Origin of the sequence: Kribbella alba, from assembly GCF_039529635.1 — a bacterium.
Lineage (GTDB): Bacteria > Actinomycetota > Actinomycetes > Propionibacteriales > Kribbellaceae > Kribbella > Kribbella alba.
The window spans coordinates 78,579-98,903 of sequence record NZ_BAAANE010000003.1 but is presented as its reverse complement, the minus strand read 5'-3'; the positions used below and the strand labels follow the sequence as shown (position 1 = coordinate 98,903).

Sequence of the window (20,325 nt, the reverse complement as noted above, 5' to 3'; positions counted from 1 at the left end):
CGGCCTTCGGAGCGCAGTACTTCAAGACAAGTGATCAAGCAGGCAATGACAGCACTGCGAAGTCGGGGAGCGGTTCACTCCAGTTCGCCGACCGAGCCGGAGCTCACTGAACAGTGAGGGGCCAGAGCTGTTCGTTCGGGAGTTCTGAGAGTGAACCGGCGGTGGCCGCACTGTCCACAGTGATTCGCAATCCGGTGAACTTGGGCGTCATCACCCGCTGGTACCGCGAGGCCCTGTCCGGCTCGGCGACATACTCGGCGATCAGATGGTCGCCTAACCAGATCCGCACCATCTTCCGGCCTCCTGCTCTGTCGAGGTTCATCCCAGGCTCACGATCGGATCACCATCGAGGTGACGGACGCCGCGAAGCCAGCCTTCGAAGGCCCAGCGCTGCTGCTCGGGGCAGCGCGCCACCAGTTCCTGGATCTCCCGTTCGGTCAGCTCGTCAGGCGCACGACCGCCGGTTGTATCGGCGCTGTGGTCAACGGCCTCTGTGTCGTGGTTGCTCATCGACTCGGGTTCCCCAACCAGTCATGCCGACGTCACCGCCGGCGGTCTGTGGACCGGCCTGCCGAATCACGCGATGTCACTTTTTGCGAGATTCAGCTCACCTTCTGTGCATAGAGCAATCATGGCGGTCGCACAGAACGAATGCAAGCGCCCGATGCACGTGCATCCGCACGTTTTTGAGTTGTGACCCTCGAACGGCCCCTCGCAGGCTCAGACCGGCCACTGAGCGGGCTCTACGACGCCGGAATCGGGCCCGATTGCCGCTGAAAATGTCAGGACAAACTCGGCCGGATGGAGCTGGGCCGGGTCGGCTTCAAGGAGCGCGATGTCAGCGACCTGCTGAAGCTGTACGGCCTGGACGACGGCGACGAACGCGACCGACTGCTGGCGCTCGCCCGGGAGGCGAACAACCCCGGCTGGTGGCACCGCTTCGGCGACGTGCTGCCGAGCTGGTTCCACTCCTACCTGGGCCTCGAGGCCGCAGCGCAGCTGATCCGTACTTATGAGCTGCAGTTCATTCCCGGCCTACTGCAGACCCCGGAGTATGTGCGAGCCGTTGTGCAGCTCGGCCGCGGGCTGATCCCGCCGGAGGAGGTCGAGCGCCGGGTCGCGCTGCGCGTCGGTCGCCAGGAGGTGCTGCACCGCCCGGTGAACCCGGTCCGTCTCTGGGCCGTGGTCGACGAGTCCGTACTGCGCCGGCCGATCGGCGGGGTGAAGGCGATGCGCGTCCAGCTCGAGTCGCTGATCGAGGCGACGCACCTGCCAAATGTCACGCTCCAGGTGATGCCGTTCTCCTCCGGCGGCCACGCGGCCACCGGCGGCGCGTACAGCATTCTCCGGTTCCCCGAGCATGACCTGCCGGACATCGTCTACATCGAGCACCTGACCAGTGCGCTCTATCTGGACAAGCTCGAGGACCTCGATCAGTACACGGCGACGATGGAGGCGTTGTGCGTCGCCGCTCCCCCGCCGGCCCGGACCCGCGACCACATCGCCCGGGTGCTGAAGGAGCTCGACGACTGATCACCGCTCACGCGTTCGCGGTGATCCATTCCAGAAATGGGGTGGTGGCCCGCCAGTCGCGGCGGACCTCGCCGACCAGGTCGGCGGAGTGGATCACCGGTTCGAACCCGTAGGACTTCCCCAGTGTCATCGACTTGTGCCGAAGCAGCTCGATCCGGGGGTGCTCCGCGTCGTACCCGCGCGGGCTGGTCTTGAGCTTGTCGCCGCCGAGCGTCCAGCCGTCGGTCTGGAGATCCGCGAGCAGCTTCTCGAGTTCGCTGCCGCGCCGCTCCTCGTCGATCGCGGTCCGGATCCGGGCCAGGCGATCGGCCGGCGCCTCGTAGAAGCCCGCGCCGACGCGGACACCCGGCGCCGCGAGTTCGACGTACCAGCCGGTCGACGGACCGCAGGCGATGAACGCACCCTGATGCGTCTTGTACGGCGTCTTGTCCTTGGCGAAGCGGACGTCGCGGTACGGGCGGAAGACCTTGGCCGGGCCGAACTCCTCCTCGAGTGCGGCGAGCAGTGCGGCCATCGGCGCCCGGACGGACTCCTCGTACACGTGCTTGTGCTCGTTCCAGAAGGTCTTGCTGTTGTCCATCTCCAGGTCGTCGTAGAAGTCCAGGGCGGCCGTCGGGAAACCGGTGAAGCTCATGACGTCACGATAGTTGGCCGGGCAGCTTCCGGGTCTCGATGAGTTGTTCGGCGACGGCGCGCAGCTTGATGTTGTTGTCCTGGGAGTAGCGGCGCAGGATCGCGAAGGCCCGATCGCTGTCGACCGCGAACCGCTCCATCAGGATGCCCATCGCCTGCCCGATCAACTTCCGCGCGTCCACCGCCTCGACCAGCGACTCCTCCTGCCTGGCCGTGGCCATCGCCACGGCGGCATGCCGGGCGAGGATGTGGGCGACCGCCTCGTCGTCGTCGTCGAAGCCGTCGACCTTGGTGCTGTAGAGGCTCAGTACGCCGACGGTCCTGCCGGCGATCGTCAGCGGCACCTGCATCACGGTCTGCAGCCCCAGTGCGCTGATCATCGTGCTCCAGCGCGGCCAGCGGGTCTCCTTCGCCGTGTCCGGCACCCGGATCGTTCGCTGCTCGAGCCCGGCGGTGATCAGCGGACCCTCGCCGTCGTCGATCTGGCACCGGTAGATGTCCTCGATCACCGGATCGGTCACCGCGGCGACCTCCAGCCGGCCGCGGTTCAGGACTGCGACGCCGGCCTGGGTGCAGCCGACCGCATCGAGGGCGAACGACAGCACCGCCTCGACGGTCTCGCCGACTCCGTCCGACTCGTGCAGCTCGACTGCCAGCTCGGCGAACCGGTCGGCGCTGCTCACTGGGTCGAGCGCTTCACTGCTCACAGGATCGAGTACTTCGCTCACTGTTCCTCCCTCCACGGACCCATCATGATGCCCGGATCATCCCCGCCACCATCCGTATCCGAGGGATTCGGTGGCGAGGAGGTTCGCTCGGCCCGGAGTTCCCGGACGAGCTCACGGACCGCAGTACTGCGGGCAAGTTCGGGTGTCGCCAGATAGCCGATGGTCCTGCGGGGCGCGGCGGGGCCGAGGTCCTCCACCACGACGCCCGGCGCCCGGTCGGCCGCGATGGTCAGCGGCACCACGGCCATCCCCAGGCCGTGGGCGACCATCGCCAGCAGCACGGTGTCGTCGGCCACGGTGATCGTGGCCGGCGGCAACCACTCCTGGGACCGGAACCACGCCTTCGTCTCGGTCGAGCAGTTCTCCTGCCAGTCGATCACCGGCAGCGACCGCGGGTCGTCCTCGCCGGCCGGGTGGATCAGCACGTACGGCTCGTCCACCAGCGTTCCACCGACCAGGCCGGTCCCCGCAGGCAGCCGATGCGGCAGGTTGACGATCGCGAGATCGGCCCGCCCGGCGACCACCTCGGCAGCGGTGCCATCATCGATATCGCGGACGATCGCGACGTCGTACGACAACTGCCGGTGTCTGGTGGTCAGCCGCCTCAGCGCCGACGGCAGCAACTGGGCGGCAGCACTCCGGAACGCCGCGATTCGCAGCTTGGTCGAAAGCTCACCACCGGACGCCGCCTGCGCGTCCGCCCGCAGTACGCCGAGCAGACGCAGGACGCCGCGTCCATGCATGACGGCTCGGGCCCCGGCGGCCGTGGCCCGAGCACCGTGCCGGCCGCGCTCGAACAGGACCGCCCCGAGCTTGCGCTCGACGACGCGGACCGAGTGCGAGATCGCCGACTGGGTCAGGCCCAGCTTCGAGGCGGCCGCGGAGAAGCTGCCCTCGCGCTCGACGGCGTCCAGGATGCGCAGTTCCGCAGCGGTGAGATCCTCAGGCACGCCCAACAGACTACCCCTTCCATGAGCATTCATTCATGGAATCATCTCTTCCATCAGCGGCCGGCACTGTTGGGCATCCCGGGGCCTTCGTACCGTGAGCGAGCCCCAGCACCGGTCGAGAGGAATCAGTCATGCGCGCCATCCAGGTCAGCCGGTTCGGCGGACCGGAGGTCCTCGTTCCCGTCGAGGTCCCAGCCCCGGTCCCCGCACCCGGTGAACTCCTGGTCGAGGTCGCCGCGGCCGGTGTGAACTATGCGGATACGCACCGCACCGAAGGGTCGTACCGCGGCGGCACCGATCTTCCCTTCATCCCCGGCGTCGAGGTCGTGGGACGTACTCCGGACGGCCGGCGGATGCTCGCCCCGATCTTCGCAGGCGGCGGATACGCCGAGGCTGCGGTCGTGCCGGCTGCCCGCGCAGTCGACGTACCGGATGATGTCGAGGATGGCGAGGCGCTCGCACTGCTGGTGCAGGGGCTGACCGCCTGGCACGTACTGCGGAACTCGGCCCGCCTCGCGCCCGGGGAGTCCGTCGTCGTGAACGCGGCCGCAGGTGGGGTCGGCTCACTCGCGGTGCAACTGGCGAAGTACTTCGGGGCCGGTCGGGTGATCGCCGCGGCGTCGACACCTGAGAAGCAGGCGCTCGCGGTGAGGCTGGGCGCGGACGTCGCCGTGGACAGCGCACTGGACGGATATGCAGGCCGGGTGCGGGCCGCCAACGACGGCCGGCCCGTCGACGTGGTCCTGGATGCCATCGGCGGCGTGACTCTGCTGGCGGGTATGGACGTTCTCGGCGGGTTCGGCCGATTGGTCTCGTACGGCAACGCCGCCCGGGAAGGTCGCCCGCTTGTGGACCTCGAAGTACTTGCTGAGAGCAACAAAGTGGTGGCCGGGTTCTGGCTCCGGCCGGCGATGGAATATCCCCGCGGCTACCAGGAACCACTCACCGAGCTCCTGGAGTTGACCGCGACGGGCAAGATCCGCCCCCTTGTCGGCGGCAACTACCCGCTGGGCGACGCTCGCCGCGCCCACGAGGACCTGCTCGCCCGCAGTACGACAGGCAAGCTCGTGCTCCGACCTTGATCGCAGGCTCGTGCCCACACCCTCCCAGGCCGAACCCGGGCAGCCGAGGTGGTTCAGACGTGGGAGCGATCGCGGACGACCTTGACGACGAAGGCAGCGACCAGGCAGAGGGCGCCGGCGATCATCACGACGGCAACCAGCGTGGCGGAATTGTTCAGGCGGCCGTCGCAGGCCATCGGCGTGATGCCCCTGGCCGGCTGGAAGGCGGAACCGCAGTCGGTGCCGGCGGTCGAGACCGACCGGAAGCCGAGCGCCAACCCGCCGAGCAGCAATGCCACCCCGGCGATGGCGAGGATCTTGTTCATCGTCGACACGACCTTGCCGACGCCGCTCTCTGCAGGCATGCCGACGGCATGACCTGACAGCCCCGTTGCACTTCGTTCACTCCTGACCTCGACTGACACCTCTCCGAACTTACGGTCCGACGCCCGCTCAGCCACGCCTGCAGAGCCGTCAGCAGCGATTCTTCACACAGTCCTTACTCAGGACATACCTGTACGTGACGAGGATCTCAGAATGAGCTGGGCCCGGTGACACTGGCATGCCTGTGCCACGGACCCGAAGGGCCGGGAAAGCGCCCGGGCGGGAGCGCGACCTAGTCCACTCGCTCTTGACTTCCCTGCTCGGCGGGCTTAGTTTCCCACTAAATTTAGTGTCGAAGTAAGTCGGGAGAGACTGTGATTCCTCGCGGGGAGCTGGTGCCGGCCGGCATCGTCGGGCTGCTGGGCACCCAGGGCCCGACGTCGCGGACCGAGATCGCCCGGACGCTGAAGCTCAGCCCCGCCACCGTCACCCAGGCGACCAAGGACCTGATCGCCCGCGGCCTGATCGAGGAGCTAGAGTCGGTCCCCTCCAACGGCGGTCGGCCGGCGCGGTTGCTGGGGCTCCTCAACGACGCCGGTGTCGCGATGGGCGCGAAGGTCACCGCCGACCACGTCGCCGTCGTCACGGTCGAGCTCGACGGAACGGTGCGCTCGTCGACCTCGCACGACTACGACCCGGGCGCTCCGGACGCGATCAACCGGCTGGGCCAGATCCTCGCGAAAGAGGTCGGCGAACTCGACGACCGCCTGCTCGGTGTGGGCATCGGCGTACCGGGTTCTGTCGACTCCCAGGCGTCCGGCGTCGTCGACGCCCCCACGCTGTCCTGGCAGGGCGCCCAGGTCGGACCGGTCCTGCGGGCCGCGATCGGAACCCCCGTGCTCGTCGACAACGACGTGAACACCCTGGCCGCCGCCGAGCGCCTGTACGGAATCGGCCGCGACCACTCGTCGTACCTGGTCGTCACGATCGGGCGCGGCATCGGCTGCGGCATCGTCGTCGATGGCGGCATCTACCGCGGCGCGAACGGCGGCGCCGGCGAGATCGGGCATATCCCGGTCGGGCTGTCGGGGGCCGAGGAGCCGCCCTGCACGTGCGGCTCGACCGGCTGCCTCGAGGCCAACATCGGCTCTGCCGGGCTGCAGCGAACCGCTCGGGCCCGTGGCGTGATCGGCCGGCGCGGCACCTTGACCACCTTGTCGCGCGCGGCCGCCAACGGCGACGACGCGGCGCAGCAGATCTTCGAAGAGGCCGGCGGGATGCTCGGGCGGGCGCTGGCCGGCGTGATCCACACGGTCGACCCCGAGGTCGTCGTCCTGATGGGTGAGGGAGTGGACGGATGGGAATTCTGGCAGACCGGGTTCGAGCCGTCGTTCCGGCGATCGTTGCTACCGGCCCGCAAGGCGGTGCCCGTGGTGGTGGAGCCGTGGACGGAGGACCAGTGGGCCCGGGGAGCGGCTTCCCTGGTGCTGTCGAGCCCGTTCGACTCGGCCAACAACGGCGGCGAGCAAAGCCGCCTGGTGCGCGCTCGGCTCGGCGCCGGATGAGGACCGGACGGGCCAAGAACGTTGGCTGGGTTCTGTTCTTCCTGCTGCCTAGCGCGATCCCGCTCTTCATCTTCACGCTGGTGCCGATGGTCTCGTCGCTGTGGGTGAGCCTGCACAGGTGGAACCTGATCTCCCCGATGGAGTGGGTCGGCCTCGGCAACTACTCGAACCTGATCACCGACCCGATGACGCGACGGGTCCTCCTGCACACGCTGATCTACGTCGCCGGCTACCTGCCGATCGTGTACGCCGGTGGGCTGTGCCTGGCGCTGGCGCTCAACCAGAGGCTGAAGGGACGCGCCTTCCTGCGAGCGACGTACTTCCTTCCCGTGGTCACCAGCTGGGTGGTCGTCGCGCTCGTCTGGAAGTGGTTGCTGAACCCCACGAACGGTCTGGTCAACCAAGTGCTCGGCACGCTCGGCCTGCCCGAACCCGGCTGGTGGACGGACCCGCACTGGGCCCTGCCGGCGGTGATCCTTTCGTCGGCGTGGAAGGACCTCGGCTTCGTGATGGTGATCCTGCTCGCCGGACTGCAGTCCATCCCTGGTGAGTTCTACGAGGCCGCCAAGGTGGACGGGTCGAACGCGTGGCAACGGTTCTGGCGGATCACCCTGCCGCTGCTGTCGCCGTCGACGTTCTTCGTGGTCGTGATCTCCCTGATCAACGGCTTCCAGGTGTTCGACCAGGTCTACGTGATGACCGCGGGCGGCCCGGCCGGGTCCAGCCAGGTGGTGGTCGGGCAGATCTACGACCTCACCTTCCGCTACGGCCGCGCGGGTGAGGCGTCCGCGCTCTCGTGGATCCTGTTCGCGCTGATCCTCGTCATCACCGTGATCCAGATCCGCGGCCAGCGCCGGTGGGTGCACTATGCGTGACACCCGACGCAGGACCGCGCGCCGCGCGGCGCAGTACGAGGGTCCGGAGACCAGGTCGCTCGCGGCCAGGATCGCCCTGTACGTCGCTGTGCTGGTCGGCGCCGCGATCATGCTCTTCCCGTTCCTGTGGACAGTGATCACGTCGATCACGCCCGAGGGATCGCTGGCCGACGGCCCGACCCTGATCGTCGACAACCCCACACTCGGGGCCTACCGGACTCTCCTGGACGCGATGCCGATCTGGCGGATCATCGTCAACTCGCTGGGCGTGGCCGTCGCCTCGACGGCACTTCAACTCGTCACTGGCTCGATGGCGGCGTACGGGTTCGCCCGGCTGAGGTTCCCGCTGAAGAACGTGGTGTTCGGGTTCTACCTGGCCACGCTGATGGTCCCGCTGCAGGTGCTGGTCGTGCCGCTGTTCATCGAGATGAAGACGCTCAACCTGCAGGACACGTACTTCGCGCTGCTGGCGCCGACGATCGCCTCGGCGTTCGGGGTGTTCCTGCTGCGCCAGGCGGTCACCGCGGTACCGATGGAGCTCGACGAGGCGGCCACCATCGACGGCGCGGGTCATCTGCGCATCTTCACCACCATCGTGTTGCCGCTGATCCGGCCCGCGCTAGCGACCGTCGCGGTGTTCGCGTTCATGGGTAGCTGGAACAGCTTCCTCTGGCCACTCGTCGTGATCCGGTCGCCGGAGCTCATGACGCTACCGCTGGGCCTGTCCACCTTGCAGGGCCAGTTCACCACCCAGTGGGACGTCGTGATGGCGGGATCCGTCGTCTCGATCGTGCCCATCGCGATCGTCTACCTGCTCGCGCAGCGCCACATCATCGCCGGTGTGGCCCACACCGGCATCAAGTGAAAGTGAAGGGACCCACCATGCGCCTTTTGAAGACGGCGGGCATCGGCCTTGCCGCTGCGCTCGCGCTGACTGCCTGCGGGCAGGGATCGGCAACCAAGCAAGCCGCGGCACCGGAAGGCAAGTCCGTCGTGCGCTACCTGAACTTCTCCGCCAACGACGGGCACGAGAAGGACCTGGCGGCACTGGTCACCGCCTTCCAGACCGCCAATCCGAACATCACCGTCCAGGTCGAGACGGTCCCCTACGCCAACTACTTCACGAAGCTCCAGACCGCTGTTGCTGGTGGCACCGCGGCCGACACCTTCGAGCTGAACTACGAGAACTTCGTGACATATGCGAAGAACGGCTCGCTGGCGGAGCTGAAGGATGTGGACTCCTCGGCGTACAAGAAGTCGCTGTACGACGCGTTCACCGACGGCGGCAAGCAGTACGGCGTACCGGAGTCCTTCTCGAACGTCGTGCTCTTCTACAACAAGGCCCTGTTCAAGCGGGCCGGGGTAGCCGAGCCGACCGCCGACTGGACCTGGAAGGACGAGCAGGCCGCGGCACAGAAGCTCACTGACAAGGGCGCGAAGGTGTGGGGCGACTACCAGCCGGTGTCGTACAACGAGTTCTACAAGGTGCTCGCGCAGAACGGCGGCGAGTTCCTGAACGCCGACCGGACCGCGGCGACCTTCAACTCCCCGCAGGGCGTCGAGGCGGCCAAGTTCCTGATCGACAAGGTCGGCAAGACGATGCCGACCGAGGCCGACGGCGCCGGCACTCCTGACTTCGACTCGAAGCTGTTCAAGTCGGGCAAGCTCGCGATGTGGCACACCGGGATCTGGATGTTCAGCGGAATGGCCGACGCGCCGTTCGACTGGGACGTCGTGGTCGAGCCCGGCAACACCGAGAAGGCGTCCGCGATGTTCGTGAACGGCCTGGTCGTCTCGGCCGCCTCGAAGAACGCCGACGCCGCGCAGAAGTGGGTCACCTTCCTTGCGTCCTCGGACGACACCACCAAGACCCGGCTCGCGACCTCGTGGGAGCTGCCGCCGGTCGCGGACGAGACGAAGCTCGCGCCGTACCTGGACCAGAAGAAGCCGGCCAACCGCAAAGCGGTCTTCACCGCGCTCGAGGCGACCGTGCTGCCGCCGGTGATCGAGCGTCAGCAGGAGATGCAGGACCTGGTCACGCAGGAACTCACCTCCGCTGCCGCCGGCCGCAAGCCGGTGGAGAAGGCGCTCGCCGATGCCCAGACCAAGGTCAACGGCCTGCTGAAGAAGTGACGGACCCGATGATCTCCGCCCTTGCCGAAACCGAAGAACTCACCCGCCTGCGCGACCTGGCCCGGCACAGCCACGCCGTCATCACCGAGCACCAGGACGCTGGAGGGGCCTACCCCGCCGCACCGACGTTCTCGGCGTACAAGGGGTACGCGTGGCTGCGCGACGGATCCTTCACCGCGGAGGGCATCTCGCGGTACGGCGATGTCGCGTCGGCGGGGCGGTTCCACGACTGGGTGGACGGCGTACTGCGTCGTCGCCGCGCGCAGGTGGACGACCTGCGCGCGGCGGTCGCCCGGGGTGAGGTGCCAACGAACGAGGCGATGCTGCCGACCAGGTTCACGTTCGACGGCAAGGACGGGTCCGACCCGTGGTGGGACTTCCAGACCGACGGGTACGGCCTGTGGTTGTGGGCGGTGGTCACCCACGCTGCGCGGTACGGGTTGGAGCTGTCGCGGTGGCAGGCCGGGATCGAGGTGGCCGTCGACTATCTCGTCGCCTTCTGGGATCGACCCTGTTACGACTGGTGGGAGGAGCACGTCGAGCACCGGCATGTGTCGACGCTGGGCGCGATCTATGGCGGGCTCGTTGCCATCGCACCCTTTGTCTCGGCGGACGTGCTGACTGTTGCCGCGCGCATCCGTGCACTGGTGGTTGCCGAGGGCATCGCCGATGGGCATCTGTCGAAGTGGCTGGGCGGTTCGGCAGTCGACGGGTCGTTACCGTCCTGCATCGTGCCGTTCGGACTGGTTGCCCCTGGCGAGGACCTCGCCGGTACGACGCTGGCGACCGTGGCGCGGGATCTCGCTGTGGACGGCGGGGTTCATCGGTTCACCGCGGATGTGTTCTACGGCGGTGGCCAGTGGATCCTGCTGTCCGCACTGCTCGGGTGGAACCTCGCAGTCGCGGGAGATCGGGCCGGCGCACTTCGGCAGCTGAGGTGGATCGCCGACCAGGCTGACGAGCGTGGCGAGCTGCCCGAGCAGGTGCCGCACCACCTCTTGCATCCGGGTTCGCGCGACGAGTGGATCGCTCGGTGGGGAACGGTGGCGACGCCGTTGCTCTGGTCACATGGGATGTATTTGATTCTCGCCGACGAACTCGGCATCACCGCTACAGCCGACGCTGCTGACAAGGAAGACTGAATGATCACGCACCGCCCGTACGGCATCGAGCACCCGTACGCCACCTCCCCCGACCAGCGCGTGCCGGTCCTGCCGCTGACCGGCGAACCGGTTCGCCTCGGCGTGGTCGTCTCGCCGAACGTCGAGCGGGTTGTCTGCGAGTGGGGGTCGACCGAGCTCGACCTCACGCCGGCGCAGGTCGCGGCGTCGGATGCTGCCGCACTCGCAGGCGGCGAAGGCCACCTGAGCGAGGCCCAGGCGAACGCGCTCGGCGGCGACGGCGGGTGGTCCGGCGTGACGCCGCCGGTCGACGCTCCGGTGAAGTACCGATTCCACGCGCACGGCGCCTCTGCCGTCGAGACGACTGAGTGGTTCGAGGTGTCGCCTGCAGCGTGGACGCGGGACGCTGTTGGCGAGGTGCGGGGCGGTGATGAGCGGGTCCTGGACGTGGAGTGGTTGGTGTCCGCCGTCGGGGTTCACCGGGCTCGGTTTGCCTTCGAGTTGCGGCCGGACGACCACCTGGTCGGGTTCGGCGAGCGGTACGACGCGCTCGACCAGCGTGGGCGATCACTCGATGCCGTGGTGTTCGAGCAGTACAAGTCGCAGGGCGTGCACGGCCGGACCTATCTCCCGATGCCGTTCGCCCATGTGGTGGATGCCTCAGGCAACGGCTGGGGATTCCACCTGCGCACGTCCCGGCGTACCTGGTATTCGTCTGTGGGCGACAAGCTGGTGGTAGAGGTTGCCCTCGGCGACGAACCGACCGTCGACCTGGCGATCTACGAGGGCGGGCCGGCCGCAGTACTGAAGGCATTCCTGGATGAGGTCGGCCGGGCCGAGGAGTTGCCGTCCTGGGTGTTCCGATTGTGGGCCTCTGGCAACGAGTGGAACACCCAGGAGCTGGTGATGGCCAGGATGGACGCGCACCGGGACCTGGCGATCCCGGTGGGTGCCGTGGTGATCGAGGCCTGGAGCGACGAAGAGGGCATCACCATCTGGCGCGACGCGCGGTACGAGGTGACCGCCGACGGCAGCGCCCACAAGGCCGGCGACTTCAGCTATCGCCACGACGGCGTGTGGCCGGATCCGAAGGCGATGATCGACGAACTGCACGCCCGCGGGATCAAGGTGATCCTGTGGCAGATCCCCTTGCAGAAGACCGAGATCACCACGGGCCAGGTCGCAGCTGATGCCGCGGCGATGGTGCGGGAGGGACACGTCGTCCTCGAGGCGGACGGTACGGCGTACCACAATCGCGGTTGGTGGTTCCCTCACGCGCTGATGCCCGACCTGTCCGTGCAGCGGACCCGCGACTGGTGGACGGAGAAGCGGCGCTACCTGGTCGAGGACCTCGACGTCGACGGGTTCAAGACCGACGGCGGCGAGCACGCGTGGGGACACGATCTGGTCTATGCGGACGGCCGTCGTGGGGATGAGGGCAACAACTTGTTCCCGGTGCACTACGCGCGGACCTTCGGCGATCTGCTGCGCTCGGCGGGCAAGGCGCCGGTGACGTTCTCACGATCGGGATTCACCGGATCGCAGGCGCACGGCATCTTCTGGGCCGGCGACGAGGATTCCACCTGGGAGGCGTTCCGCTCCTCCGTGACCGCCGGGCTGACCGCCGCCTCCTGTGGAATCGTCTACTGGGGCTGGGATCTCGCCGGGTTCTCGGGTCCGGTCCCCGACGCCGAGCTGTATCTGCGAGCTGTGGCGGCTTCGGTGTTCATGCCGATCATGCAGTACCACTCGGAGTTCAACCACCATCAGCTTCCGCTCCGGGATCGCACGCCCTGGCATGTCGCGGAGATCACCGGCGACGAACGTGTCATCCCGCTGTTCCGTCAGTACGCCGAGCTCCGCGAGCGGCTGCTGCCCTACCTGGTCGAACAGGCGGCCCTCACGATCACCACCGACCGGCCGCTGATGCGCCCGCTGTTCTTCGACTTCGCCGACCCTTCGGTGTGGGACTTCCCGCACCAGTATCTGCTCGGCAACGACCTGTTGGTCAGCCCCGTCCTCGAGCCCGCCGCCACCACCTGGACGACGTATCTCCCGGCCGGCGACTGGGTCGACGTCTGGACCGGCGAGCGCGTGGATGGGGGCCTCGTTACCCGGGACGTACCGCTCGACGTGATCCCGGTCTACTGCCGAGCCTCCCGCTGGTCCGAGCTGTCGCCGTTGTTCTGACGAACCGCATCCAGGAGCAGATCGAGGTGACCGCGATGCTGCGCGGTCTCCTCGATCAGGTGCAGGAAGATCCACCGCAGACTGACGGGTTCATTGTCGAATGACGGTAGGGCAGCGGTCGCGTCGAGCGCCGCGAACTGCGCCGCGGCCGCCCGGCTGCGGTCGCAGGCGGCGAGGTAGATCGCCCGGATCGCCGCTACCGAGTCATGCCTGCTCGAGTTGAAGTCCCAGTCGGCGTCTGCCGCGAACAACTCCTCGTCCCAGGGCGCCGGTCGTGGCTCACCGAGCAGCTTGTGGGTGAACCAGAGATCCTCGACGACGGCCAGGTGCTTCACGATCCCGCCGATGGTCAGCTCCGACGCCGGCAACACCCGGGCGGCTGCCGCCTCGTCGTCGGCCTCATCCAGGGCCTCCACGACACCCCGCCGATGAAAGTCCAGGAACTGCTCCAACGATTCCCGCTCCCCGGCCCGCGGCTCGGGAAATTCGTCGCTCATTCCCCCACTCTGACACTCTTTCGCGGCAGGCGCCGGGGCGGTGATAGTGGCGTCCAGCAGAGTGGTGCACCGCGAGGCCCCGATGGGCGTGGCCTAGACACTAGTACTTCGACCGCCGACGGAATCAGCCGCGTTCACTGTGACGACACTCAGGACGCGATTGCCGGTGCCGCCACGATAACCAAGACTGGAACCGGCTCAACGGCAGTGCTGAGACGCGCCTGGGGAGGTCGACTTGGACGTCGAGGTGCTGCTGGAGACGATTGGAAAATCCTCCGGGACGTTCGTCTGCGTGCCCTCAGGGATTCTCCGGACGCGTTCCTGTCAAAGGCCGAAGCGTCTTGGGGTGAGACGGAATGGCGCGCTCTCGCTGTCGAAGATGCCTGGATCGTTGCTCGGAGCGGTGATCAGGTTGTCGGTGTGGCGTGCTTGGTCCGGGTCGACGACCGACCGACGGATGAACGACATCTCGAGTCGGTCTGGGTCGATCCACTGCACCGCAGAAGTGGTGTACTGCGCGCCATCCTTCGCTACCTGGCCGAGTTGGAGCCGGACGTTCGCACTTGGATGGTGTGGATTCTCGACGGCAACGATGAAGCTCGTGCGGCTTACGAACACTTGGGCTTCGAGACCACTGGGGAGCGTCAGCCTCTGACCGATGCTCCGCGCCGAGTTGAGGAGCGGCTTAGGTTGGATTGTAAGGCAGCCATCAGCGACACGAACGATTCCGGACCGGAGCCGTAACCGCAGGAAATCCAATCTTTCAGCTCGAGCCTGTTCATTGCCTCGCGTTCACTGAGTGCAGAGCCGATGCCAGGCATGACCTTGTGCCAGCGAGCTTCGTCTTCGCGCCAGCTCTTGATGAAGCTGACGCAGAGCTCTGGCGTGACGGTGTCGTCCAACTGCTTCGCGGCTCGGCGCAGCGACCTCTGCGCATCACGGATTTCATTCGAGTCCGTCGAATCGCTGGTGTATGGCACAGCTGAGAGGCGATCGTAGGTCTCGGAAATCATGGAGTGGCGATCCTGTATGAATAATCGCCAATGACTGATGCTGGTCGCAGCGTTCAGCTGATCCTTCAGATCCCAGCCAAGCGTACCGTTGAACAACGCGTACAGACCCTCGGCAAGGACATCGCCCAACTCCTCGCGGGCAGCCCGCTCCGGATCGGCGTATGGCTGATACTCGTCCTGCCGGACGTTGCCGATCTTTGGTAGTGAGCGTGCGGCCGCGTGCTGGGCGAAGAAGAACCAATCCTCGTTGTAGATATCGGGAAAGAACGACAGCGTTGGATACTGTGTGTTGACGCCAAGTACTGCGCCGCTGACGAACACGTCCTGTCCGAGTCCGGCGAGGCGTCGCGCGTGACACACGACAGAGTTGTCCGGGAACTCGCTGCTGGCCATCGACGCGACCGGATGACGGTCGAGTGAGCCGGCAAGCCGCGAAATGTGGCGCGGTTGGAGTTGGTAGATGTCGTCGTCGACGAAGAGGATCTTCTTCCAGCCACGCAGGCGGGCCAGGACCAGGCCGAGGTTGCGTTTGATGCTGAGATCGCTCGAACGTTCATTGCTGGCTGTTCGGAAGGCGTCATGGGAGGTGAGGGGCTGATGACCGAGCAACTGATACTTTTCGGGCACATCGATGATCAACGCCCGTGCACCGAACGTCTCCTCCACTCGTGCCGCGATCTTGTCTGCCTGCGCCTGCCGGCTGCACAGCACCACCAGCGGGACTGACAGCTGGGCGGACAGTGAGATGAGACGCTGCAACGATGGTCGCGCTGCCGGGACCACGATGGCATCCAGACGACTGCTTGCGGGCGACACGGACACGGCCGACACGTCTCGCAGAAGTGAAGCGTGTGACGGCACATGTTTGGTCTGATTGCTCACTCGACCGTCGCCTTCTTTTTCGGAGACCATTCGTAGAGTCGGTTCGAAGCGATCTCCAGGTCGGGTGAGAGTGTCTCGGCTCCCACGACTGGTACGCGCATGAGCAACGCGAACGATCCGCCCGGAAAGTGTTCGGAGAGGTAGGCCTCGTTGCGCTCACGGACATTGAGATCGGTGAGGGCTCGCACGGACCCCAGCACGCCGCGACTGTGGATGCCGTTGCAAATGGTGACGGTTCGACTGTGATTGAAGGGATTACGCAGGCGCGCCAGCAACGCGACGTCCTCGACCAGTGCCCGACCGTCCTCGGTTTCTTCAAACAGCGGACGGAACTCTCGGCCGCCGGCACCGCTGCTCCTGAAAATCTCGCCTGTGTTCAGGTCCGCGACTTCGACCTGCGACACAGGTAATTCGCGCAGGGTCCTCAGCAAACGTTTCGCCAACTGGTTCCAGGCGACGCCGCCGAGCACGACAACATGACCGGACAGCTCATCGGCAACCACTTCTGAAGGCAGCCGATGGACCACGCTCAGGTCGGGGTTGGCAGCGCGGACGTGCCCCCACAACTCGATCAAGGAGTCAAGATCGGCGTACCGATACATCCGCGTGTAGTTGGGATCCTTCTCATTCGCCAGTGGAGGCCAGTCCACGCTCGGTGCCTCTGGGCAGATGATCGTGACCGGCCCGTCCTCGAACGTCCACGTGGAGGAGCCGCTCAGCGAAGAACCGCGCACACCGCCATGGACTGCATCGCGTAGACCGATGAGCTCCTGATAAAGGTCTTGATAGCGCCTTTGCTCGTCCGTCGAGAGCTCGCTCTCCCGCACGAGATGCGGAGGATCGGTGATCGGTCGATCCGTGCAGAACAACAGCGCGTAGGAGTGCAGTCGCTCCGCCGGCGGCAGCTTGGGGGTAGTCAAGGACTCCCACGAACTGATCGTCGCGACTGCCACCGGCTTTTCAGCGCTCAGCGCGTCGGCCAACACCGCCTGAGTCAGCCTCGGCTCATGCGATTCGCGGAGGTCGCGTAGCTTGCTGGCAAGACGAACGGCCTCGGCTGAAGGGGCCAAGATCACTCCCGGATTGTTGACTGCCCGCGCACCTATATGGTCGATAGCCGTACACCTGTGTATACACCCGAAGACACCCGAAGTGCTGTAGGAGAATCCCATTCGAGACCTTGCGGCCCAAGTCAGGCTCCGCGTGGGGGGACTTCGTCAGCACTCCGTGAAGAGAGACCAGCGCACAGTAACCACAGGTCACGGTTCATACCAAATCGACTCGCCGCGTTGCAAGTCGACTACACCAGATCTACTCTCAATACATGGAATCTACTGACTTTAGGTGTAGTCGGTAGTAGCGGTAGAGGAGACGACAGGACCCCACCCAGCCATGCGAAGCGTTCATGGAGTCCTGTCCCGACTTTGTCGGTTCGTCGAACCGAAGCGGGCGCCCACGAGCGACGCAACCGACGTGGCGCGTTTGTCCAAGTCCAGGCCTACGCCGATCTCCGACGGCGTTGCTGGTCCTCCGTGCAAGTAGGAGGTGGTGACAATGTTGAACTCCACGCACAGTACCTCTCGCTCCGCCACCAGCATGTGGGTCCTGATGGCTGCCGATCTGATGGCAGTCGTCTGGATGCACACCTTCGGTCCGTGGCTGGACCACTCGTCACGACTTACATCTACAGCAACGCTCGGCGGGCATCACCTGATCGTGATGACCTCCGCGGGCATCGGCTTCAGCATGCTCGCCGCTCTCGCGATCCTGACCGAAGGCTTCACGAAGTCCGACGCCAAGTTGGCGATGGCCACGAACGTCGCCTGCGTCATTTCGGTGATCGCCTTGGCAGGGCTCATCGCGTCTGTTCTGGTTGCTCTGCTCAGTCGGGTGATCTTCGGGAAGCTGCGGCCCTGATGGTTCGCATCGTCGGGCCTGTCCGGATCGGACGGGCCCGACGAGTTGACTCGGTCAGCGCACGTGGATGGTTACGGTGACGGTCTTGAGAAGTGGTCGCTCGGCGGGTGGAGCGGCTAGGCTGGACGTATGAAGAGTTCTGCAGATGTGCAAGCTGCCGCGAGGATGGACGAGTGCAACGTGCGGCTCGTCGACCCCGAGCGGGTGGCTGCCGTCAACGCCAGGATGCCTTCTGAGCAGGACATCGTCGACACGTCCGACGTGTTCGGCCTGCTCGGCGACCCCCGGCGGCTGAAGCTGCTGGTCGCGCTCCTCGACGGCGAGCTCTGCGTCTGCGACCTCGCCGCGGTGACCGGGATGAGCGAGTCCGCGACCTCCCATGCCCTCCGCCTACTGCGCGCGCACCGCGTCGTCTCGGTCCGCCGGGACGGGCGGATGGCCTACTACCGGCTCGACGACGCCCACGTCCGCATGCTCGTCGACCTGGCCGTCACCCACACCGAGCACACTGACGCCATCCACCCGGAACGGAACGGCACCTCGTGAGCGCGGGACACGGGCACGGGCACGGCGTCAGTGCGAGCGCCGATCGGCGGTTGCTGAGTGGTGCGCTCGCGTTGATCCTGGCGTTCATGGCCGCCGAGGTGGTCGTCGGCCTCGCGGCCGGTTCGCTCGCGCTGATCAGCGATGCGGCACACATGCTCACGGACGCCGCCGCGATCGCGCTCGCCCTGATCGCCATCCGGTTGTCCGCCCGCCCGCCGGCCGGTGGATTCACTTACGGCCTGAAGCGGGTCGAGATCCTCTCCGCGCAGGCGAACGGGATCACCCTGCTCCTGCTGGCGGCGTACTTTGTCTACGAGTCGATCCGCCGGATGATCCATCCGCCCGACGTGCAGGGCGCGCTGGTCCTGATCACCGGTCTGGTCGGCATCGTGGTGAACCTGATCGCGACCTGGCTGATCAGCAAGGCGAACCGCACGAGCCTGAACATCGAAGGCGCCTTCCAGCACATCCTGAACGACCTGTTCGCCTTCGCCGCCACCGCGCTGGCCGGACTGATCGTGCTGTTGACCGGATTCGCCCGCGCCGACGCGATCGCCGCGCTGGTGGTCGCAGTACTGATGTTGAAGGCCGGGATCAGCCTGGTCCGCGACTCCGGCCGCATCTTCCTCGAGGCAGCACCTGCGGGGGTCGATCCGCAAGCCCTCGGCGCCCAGCTGTGCGCAGTACCGGGCGTAGTCGAGGTCCACGACCTGCACGTCTGGGAGATCACGTCGGGCGAGCCGGCCGCATCGGCGCACATACTTGTGCAGGAGGGGCTGGACTGTCACCAGATCCGCGGCGAGGTGGAGGCGCTGCTGGCCGAGCGGCATCAGCTGACCCATTCGACGCTGCAGGTCGATCACGCGTCGGCCAGCGACCAGACCGCGCACTGCAGCGATGCCCACGGCACCGTTCACCGCACGCTCGTCGGCCCGCTCCGAGATCAGCCGATCACAGACGCTGGTACAGAACCTGCCCCAGCCATTCCGAGTCATTGACCCGTACTGCGAACGGCTCGGCGCGGGTGAATCCCTGCTTCTCGTAGTACCGGACCAAGGCCCCGTCGCCCCCCGCGAAGCAGTCCACCCGCAGCAGGTCGACGCCATCCTTGCGCGCAAGCGACCGGGCGTGATCCAGGAGTTCGGCGCCGATGCCTTGGCCTTGCGATGCGCGATCCGTCACCAGCAGCTGGATGTACAACTCCGGCTCGGTGGCAGGCGGCACGTACGGCATCGCCTCGCCCACCGCGAGCGCGCCGACCGCACGACCAGCTGACTCGGCGATCCACAGCCCACCCGCGTCGACGAATCCGTTCACCTGCTCGACCCGCCGGATGCTCGTCGAGTGCGGCTCGGTCCCCCACTGTTGCGTCCGCCCTCGAGCCACCAACCACTCGGTCGCGCCGTCAAGCAGGTCGAGAACCGCCGGCACATCGGTCCGGACACCCGGTCGGACGGTCACGTTCAAGGGCACCCAGCCATCCTGCCACTCGCGGAAAGAAGTTCTAGGGTGATGTCGAAAGCGGCGGCACGGCCTCTACGTAGGTAGTGAAGGAACCGACAGTCGAGGAGGAACCACCATGAAGAACAGCAAGGCCGGGCCGCTGGACGAACAGTTCACCGCGCCGCTGCTGAAGAGTCCCGAGAAGGGCGGCTGGACCTACGTCCAGATGCCCGGTTCGGCCGAATACTTCGGCACGCGTGGGCTCGTCAAGGTTCGCGGCACGATGGACGGGCACCCGTTCGAGAGCTCGTTCATGGCGCTCGGCGACGGCACCCACAAACTCCCGGTCAAGGCCGACCTCCGCGCCCGGCTCGGCAAGAACCCCGGCGACCAGATCACCATCCACCTCCAGGAACGCCTGGGCTGAAGGCCATTCGTCACTGCCCGGACCGACCCGCCGGCCATACCTCACTACCCGGCCCGACCCGCCGGCCGTCCCTCACTACCCGGCCCGACCCGCCGGCCATCCCTCACTACCCGGCCCGACCCGCCGGCCATCCCTCACTACCCGGCCCGACCCGCCGGCCATCCCTCACTACCCGGCCCGACCCGCCGGCCATCCCTCACTACCCGGCCCGACCCGCTGAATCGCCGGCCTGATTTCGGCGGGTCGAGCCGGGTAGTGGCCCCACCCCGGCGGGTCGAGCCGGGAAGTCGACGTCGAACCGGCGGGTCGGTCCGGGAAGTCGACAGCGAACCGGCGGGTCGGTCCGGGAAGTCGCGCCGGCGCCGGCGGGTCGAGCCGTGTAGTGCCCCGATCCGGCGGGTCGAGCCGGGGTGTTGCGTGGCGCTGGCGGTCGTGCCGGGGTGTCGCGGTGGAGCCGGCCGGGTTGCGACTTCCCGGTTCGACCCGC

The 20,325-nt window shown here is 66.8% G+C and carries 23 protein-coding genes; 13 read left to right on the top strand and 10 right to left on the bottom strand.

What is annotated here, in order from left to right; all coding sequences use genetic code 11:
• Positions 1-103: 103 nt before the first annotated feature.
• Complete coding sequence (locus tag ABD210_RS04800; protein ID WP_344109177.1) at positions 104-292, bottom strand: hypothetical protein; 189 nt, start codon at positions 290-292, stop codon at positions 104-106.
• A 26-nt stretch (positions 293-318) separates the two neighbouring features.
• The gene (locus ABD210_RS04795; protein ID WP_344109175.1) at positions 319-510 is read right to left on the bottom strand and encodes a hypothetical protein; all 192 of its coding nucleotides are present in this window, start codon (positions 508-510) and stop codon (positions 319-321) included.
• A 291-nt stretch (positions 511-801) separates the two neighbouring features.
• Here ABD210_RS04795 and ABD210_RS04790 point away from each other — a divergent pair, with 291 nt between their 5' ends.
• The gene (locus ABD210_RS04790; protein ID WP_344109172.1) at positions 802-1,533 is read left to right on the top strand and encodes a DUF5753 domain-containing protein; all 732 of its coding nucleotides are present in this window, start codon (positions 802-804) and stop codon (positions 1,531-1,533) included.
• Positions 1,534-1,540: 7 nt separating this feature from the next.
• On the opposite strand, the gene ABD210_RS04785 is transcribed toward ABD210_RS04790, so the two are convergent.
• Genes ABD210_RS04785 through ABD210_RS04775 form a run of 3 tightly spaced genes read right to left on the bottom strand, consistent with a single transcriptional unit; the run spans position 1,541 to position 3,844 of the window.
• Positions 1,541-2,167, bottom strand: coding sequence for a DUF2461 domain-containing protein (locus ABD210_RS04785; RefSeq protein ID WP_344109170.1), 627 nt, complete (start codon positions 2,165-2,167; stop codon positions 1,541-1,543).
• 4 nt (positions 2,168-2,171) lie between these two features.
• Positions 2,172-2,894, bottom strand: coding sequence for a GAF and ANTAR domain-containing protein (locus ABD210_RS04780; RefSeq protein WP_344109167.1), 723 nt, complete (start codon positions 2,892-2,894; stop codon positions 2,172-2,174).
• A complete protein-coding gene (locus ABD210_RS04775) occupies positions 2,891-3,844 on the bottom strand; it encodes a LysR family transcriptional regulator (RefSeq protein WP_344109165.1) in 954 nt (317 codons plus the stop codon). The genes ABD210_RS04780 and ABD210_RS04775 overlap by 4 nt, the downstream gene beginning before the upstream one ends.
• 131 nt (positions 3,845-3,975) lie before the next feature.
• Here ABD210_RS04775 and ABD210_RS04770 point away from each other — a divergent pair, with 131 nt between their 5' ends.
• The gene (locus ABD210_RS04770; protein WP_344109163.1) at positions 3,976-4,926 is read left to right on the top strand and encodes a quinone oxidoreductase family protein; all 951 of its coding nucleotides are present in this window, start codon (positions 3,976-3,978) and stop codon (positions 4,924-4,926) included.
• A gap of 53 nt (positions 4,927-4,979) precedes the next feature.
• Here ABD210_RS04770 and ABD210_RS04765 read toward each other — a convergent pair whose 3' ends face one another.
• Entirely contained in the window at positions 4,980-5,270 is a 291-nt protein-coding gene (locus tag ABD210_RS04765) for a hypothetical protein (RefSeq protein ID WP_344109161.1), read from the bottom strand.
• Positions 5,271-5,603: 333 nt separating this feature from the next.
• On the opposite strand from ABD210_RS04765, the gene ABD210_RS04760 reads away from it, so the two are divergent.
• From ABD210_RS04760 to ABD210_RS04735, 6 genes are read left to right on the top strand one after another with little or no spacing between them, the layout of a single operon-like run.
• Positions 5,604-6,794 (top strand): ROK family transcriptional regulator, encoded by a 1,191-nt coding sequence (locus ABD210_RS04760; protein ID WP_344109159.1) that lies wholly within the window; start codon positions 5,604-5,606, stop codon positions 6,792-6,794.
• Entirely contained in the window at positions 6,791-7,669 is an 879-nt protein-coding gene (locus ABD210_RS04755; protein ID WP_344109157.1) for a carbohydrate ABC transporter permease, read from the top strand. Before ABD210_RS04760 ends, ABD210_RS04755 begins: the two co-directional genes overlap by 4 nt.
• Positions 7,662-8,534 (top strand): carbohydrate ABC transporter permease, encoded by an 873-nt coding sequence (locus ABD210_RS04750; RefSeq protein ID WP_344109155.1) that lies wholly within the window; start codon positions 7,662-7,664, stop codon positions 8,532-8,534. Before ABD210_RS04755 ends, ABD210_RS04750 begins: the two co-directional genes overlap by 8 nt.
• A 17-nt stretch (positions 8,535-8,551) precedes the next feature.
• A complete protein-coding gene (locus tag ABD210_RS04745) occupies positions 8,552-9,802 on the top strand; it encodes an ABC transporter substrate-binding protein (RefSeq protein WP_344109153.1) in 1,251 nt (416 codons plus the stop codon).
• A gap of 8 nt (positions 9,803-9,810) precedes the next feature.
• The gene (locus tag ABD210_RS04740) at positions 9,811-10,944 is read left to right on the top strand and encodes a glycoside hydrolase family 15 protein (protein ID WP_344109151.1); all 1,134 of its coding nucleotides are present in this window, start codon (positions 9,811-9,813) and stop codon (positions 10,942-10,944) included.
• Positions 10,945-13,113 carry a glycoside hydrolase family 31 protein gene (locus tag ABD210_RS04735; RefSeq protein ID WP_344109148.1) on the top strand — a complete coding sequence of 723 codons (2,169 nt, stop codon included), beginning with the start codon at positions 10,945-10,947 and terminating at the stop codon, positions 13,111-13,113.
• Here the strand turns inward: ABD210_RS04735 and ABD210_RS04730 are convergent.
• Positions 13,068-13,610 carry a mycothiol transferase gene (locus ABD210_RS04730; RefSeq protein ID WP_344109145.1) on the bottom strand — a complete coding sequence of 181 codons (543 nt, stop codon included), beginning with the start codon at positions 13,608-13,610 and terminating at the stop codon, positions 13,068-13,070. The two genes, ABD210_RS04735 and ABD210_RS04730, sit on opposite strands and share 46 nt — an antisense overlap.
• Here ABD210_RS04730 and ABD210_RS32390 point away from each other — a divergent pair.
• Complete coding sequence (locus ABD210_RS32390; protein ID WP_425552628.1) at positions 13,542-14,354, top strand: GNAT family N-acetyltransferase; 813 nt, start codon at positions 13,542-13,544, stop codon at positions 14,352-14,354. The genes ABD210_RS04730 and ABD210_RS32390 overlap by 69 nt on opposite strands.
• On the opposite strand, the gene ABD210_RS04725 is transcribed toward ABD210_RS32390, so the two are convergent.
• Positions 14,255-15,505 carry a hypothetical protein gene (locus tag ABD210_RS04725; protein ID WP_344109142.1) on the bottom strand — a complete coding sequence of 417 codons (1,251 nt, stop codon included), beginning with the start codon at positions 15,503-15,505 and terminating at the stop codon, positions 14,255-14,257. The genes ABD210_RS32390 and ABD210_RS04725 overlap by 100 nt on opposite strands.
• The gene (locus tag ABD210_RS04720) at positions 15,502-16,581 is read right to left on the bottom strand and encodes a hypothetical protein (RefSeq protein WP_344109139.1); all 1,080 of its coding nucleotides are present in this window, start codon (positions 16,579-16,581) and stop codon (positions 15,502-15,504) included. Before ABD210_RS04720 ends, ABD210_RS04725 begins: the two co-directional genes overlap by 4 nt.
• Positions 16,582-17,113: 532 nt before the next feature.
• Here ABD210_RS04720 and ABD210_RS04715 point away from each other — a divergent pair.
• The 3 genes from ABD210_RS04715 to ABD210_RS04705 all read left to right on the top strand — a co-directional run bounded on the left by ABD210_RS04715 (position 17,114) and on the right by ABD210_RS04705 (position 18,966).
• The gene (locus ABD210_RS04715) at positions 17,114-17,422 is read left to right on the top strand and encodes a hypothetical protein (RefSeq protein ID WP_344109136.1); all 309 of its coding nucleotides are present in this window, start codon (positions 17,114-17,116) and stop codon (positions 17,420-17,422) included.
• Between the two features lie 129 nt (positions 17,423-17,551).
• Entirely contained in the window at positions 17,552-17,968 is a 417-nt protein-coding gene (locus tag ABD210_RS04710) for an ArsR/SmtB family transcription factor (RefSeq protein ID WP_344109134.1), read from the top strand.
• Positions 17,965-18,966: a cation diffusion facilitator family transporter gene (locus tag ABD210_RS04705; protein WP_344109132.1), complete on the top strand. Its 1,002-nt coding sequence runs from the start codon at positions 17,965-17,967 to the stop codon at positions 18,964-18,966. Before ABD210_RS04710 ends, ABD210_RS04705 begins: the two co-directional genes overlap by 4 nt.
• Here the strand turns inward: ABD210_RS04705 and ABD210_RS04700 are convergent.
• Positions 18,920-19,441 carry a GNAT family N-acetyltransferase gene (locus tag ABD210_RS04700; protein WP_344109129.1) on the bottom strand — a complete coding sequence of 174 codons (522 nt, stop codon included), beginning with the start codon at positions 19,439-19,441 and terminating at the stop codon, positions 18,920-18,922. The genes ABD210_RS04705 and ABD210_RS04700 overlap by 47 nt on opposite strands.
• 106 nt (positions 19,442-19,547) lie before the next feature.
• Between ABD210_RS04700 and ABD210_RS04695 the strand changes: the two genes are divergently transcribed.
• Positions 19,548-19,838 carry a DUF1905 domain-containing protein gene (locus ABD210_RS04695; RefSeq protein WP_344109127.1) on the top strand — a complete coding sequence of 97 codons (291 nt, stop codon included), beginning with the start codon at positions 19,548-19,550 and terminating at the stop codon, positions 19,836-19,838.
• Positions 19,839-20,325 lie beyond the last annotated feature (487 nt).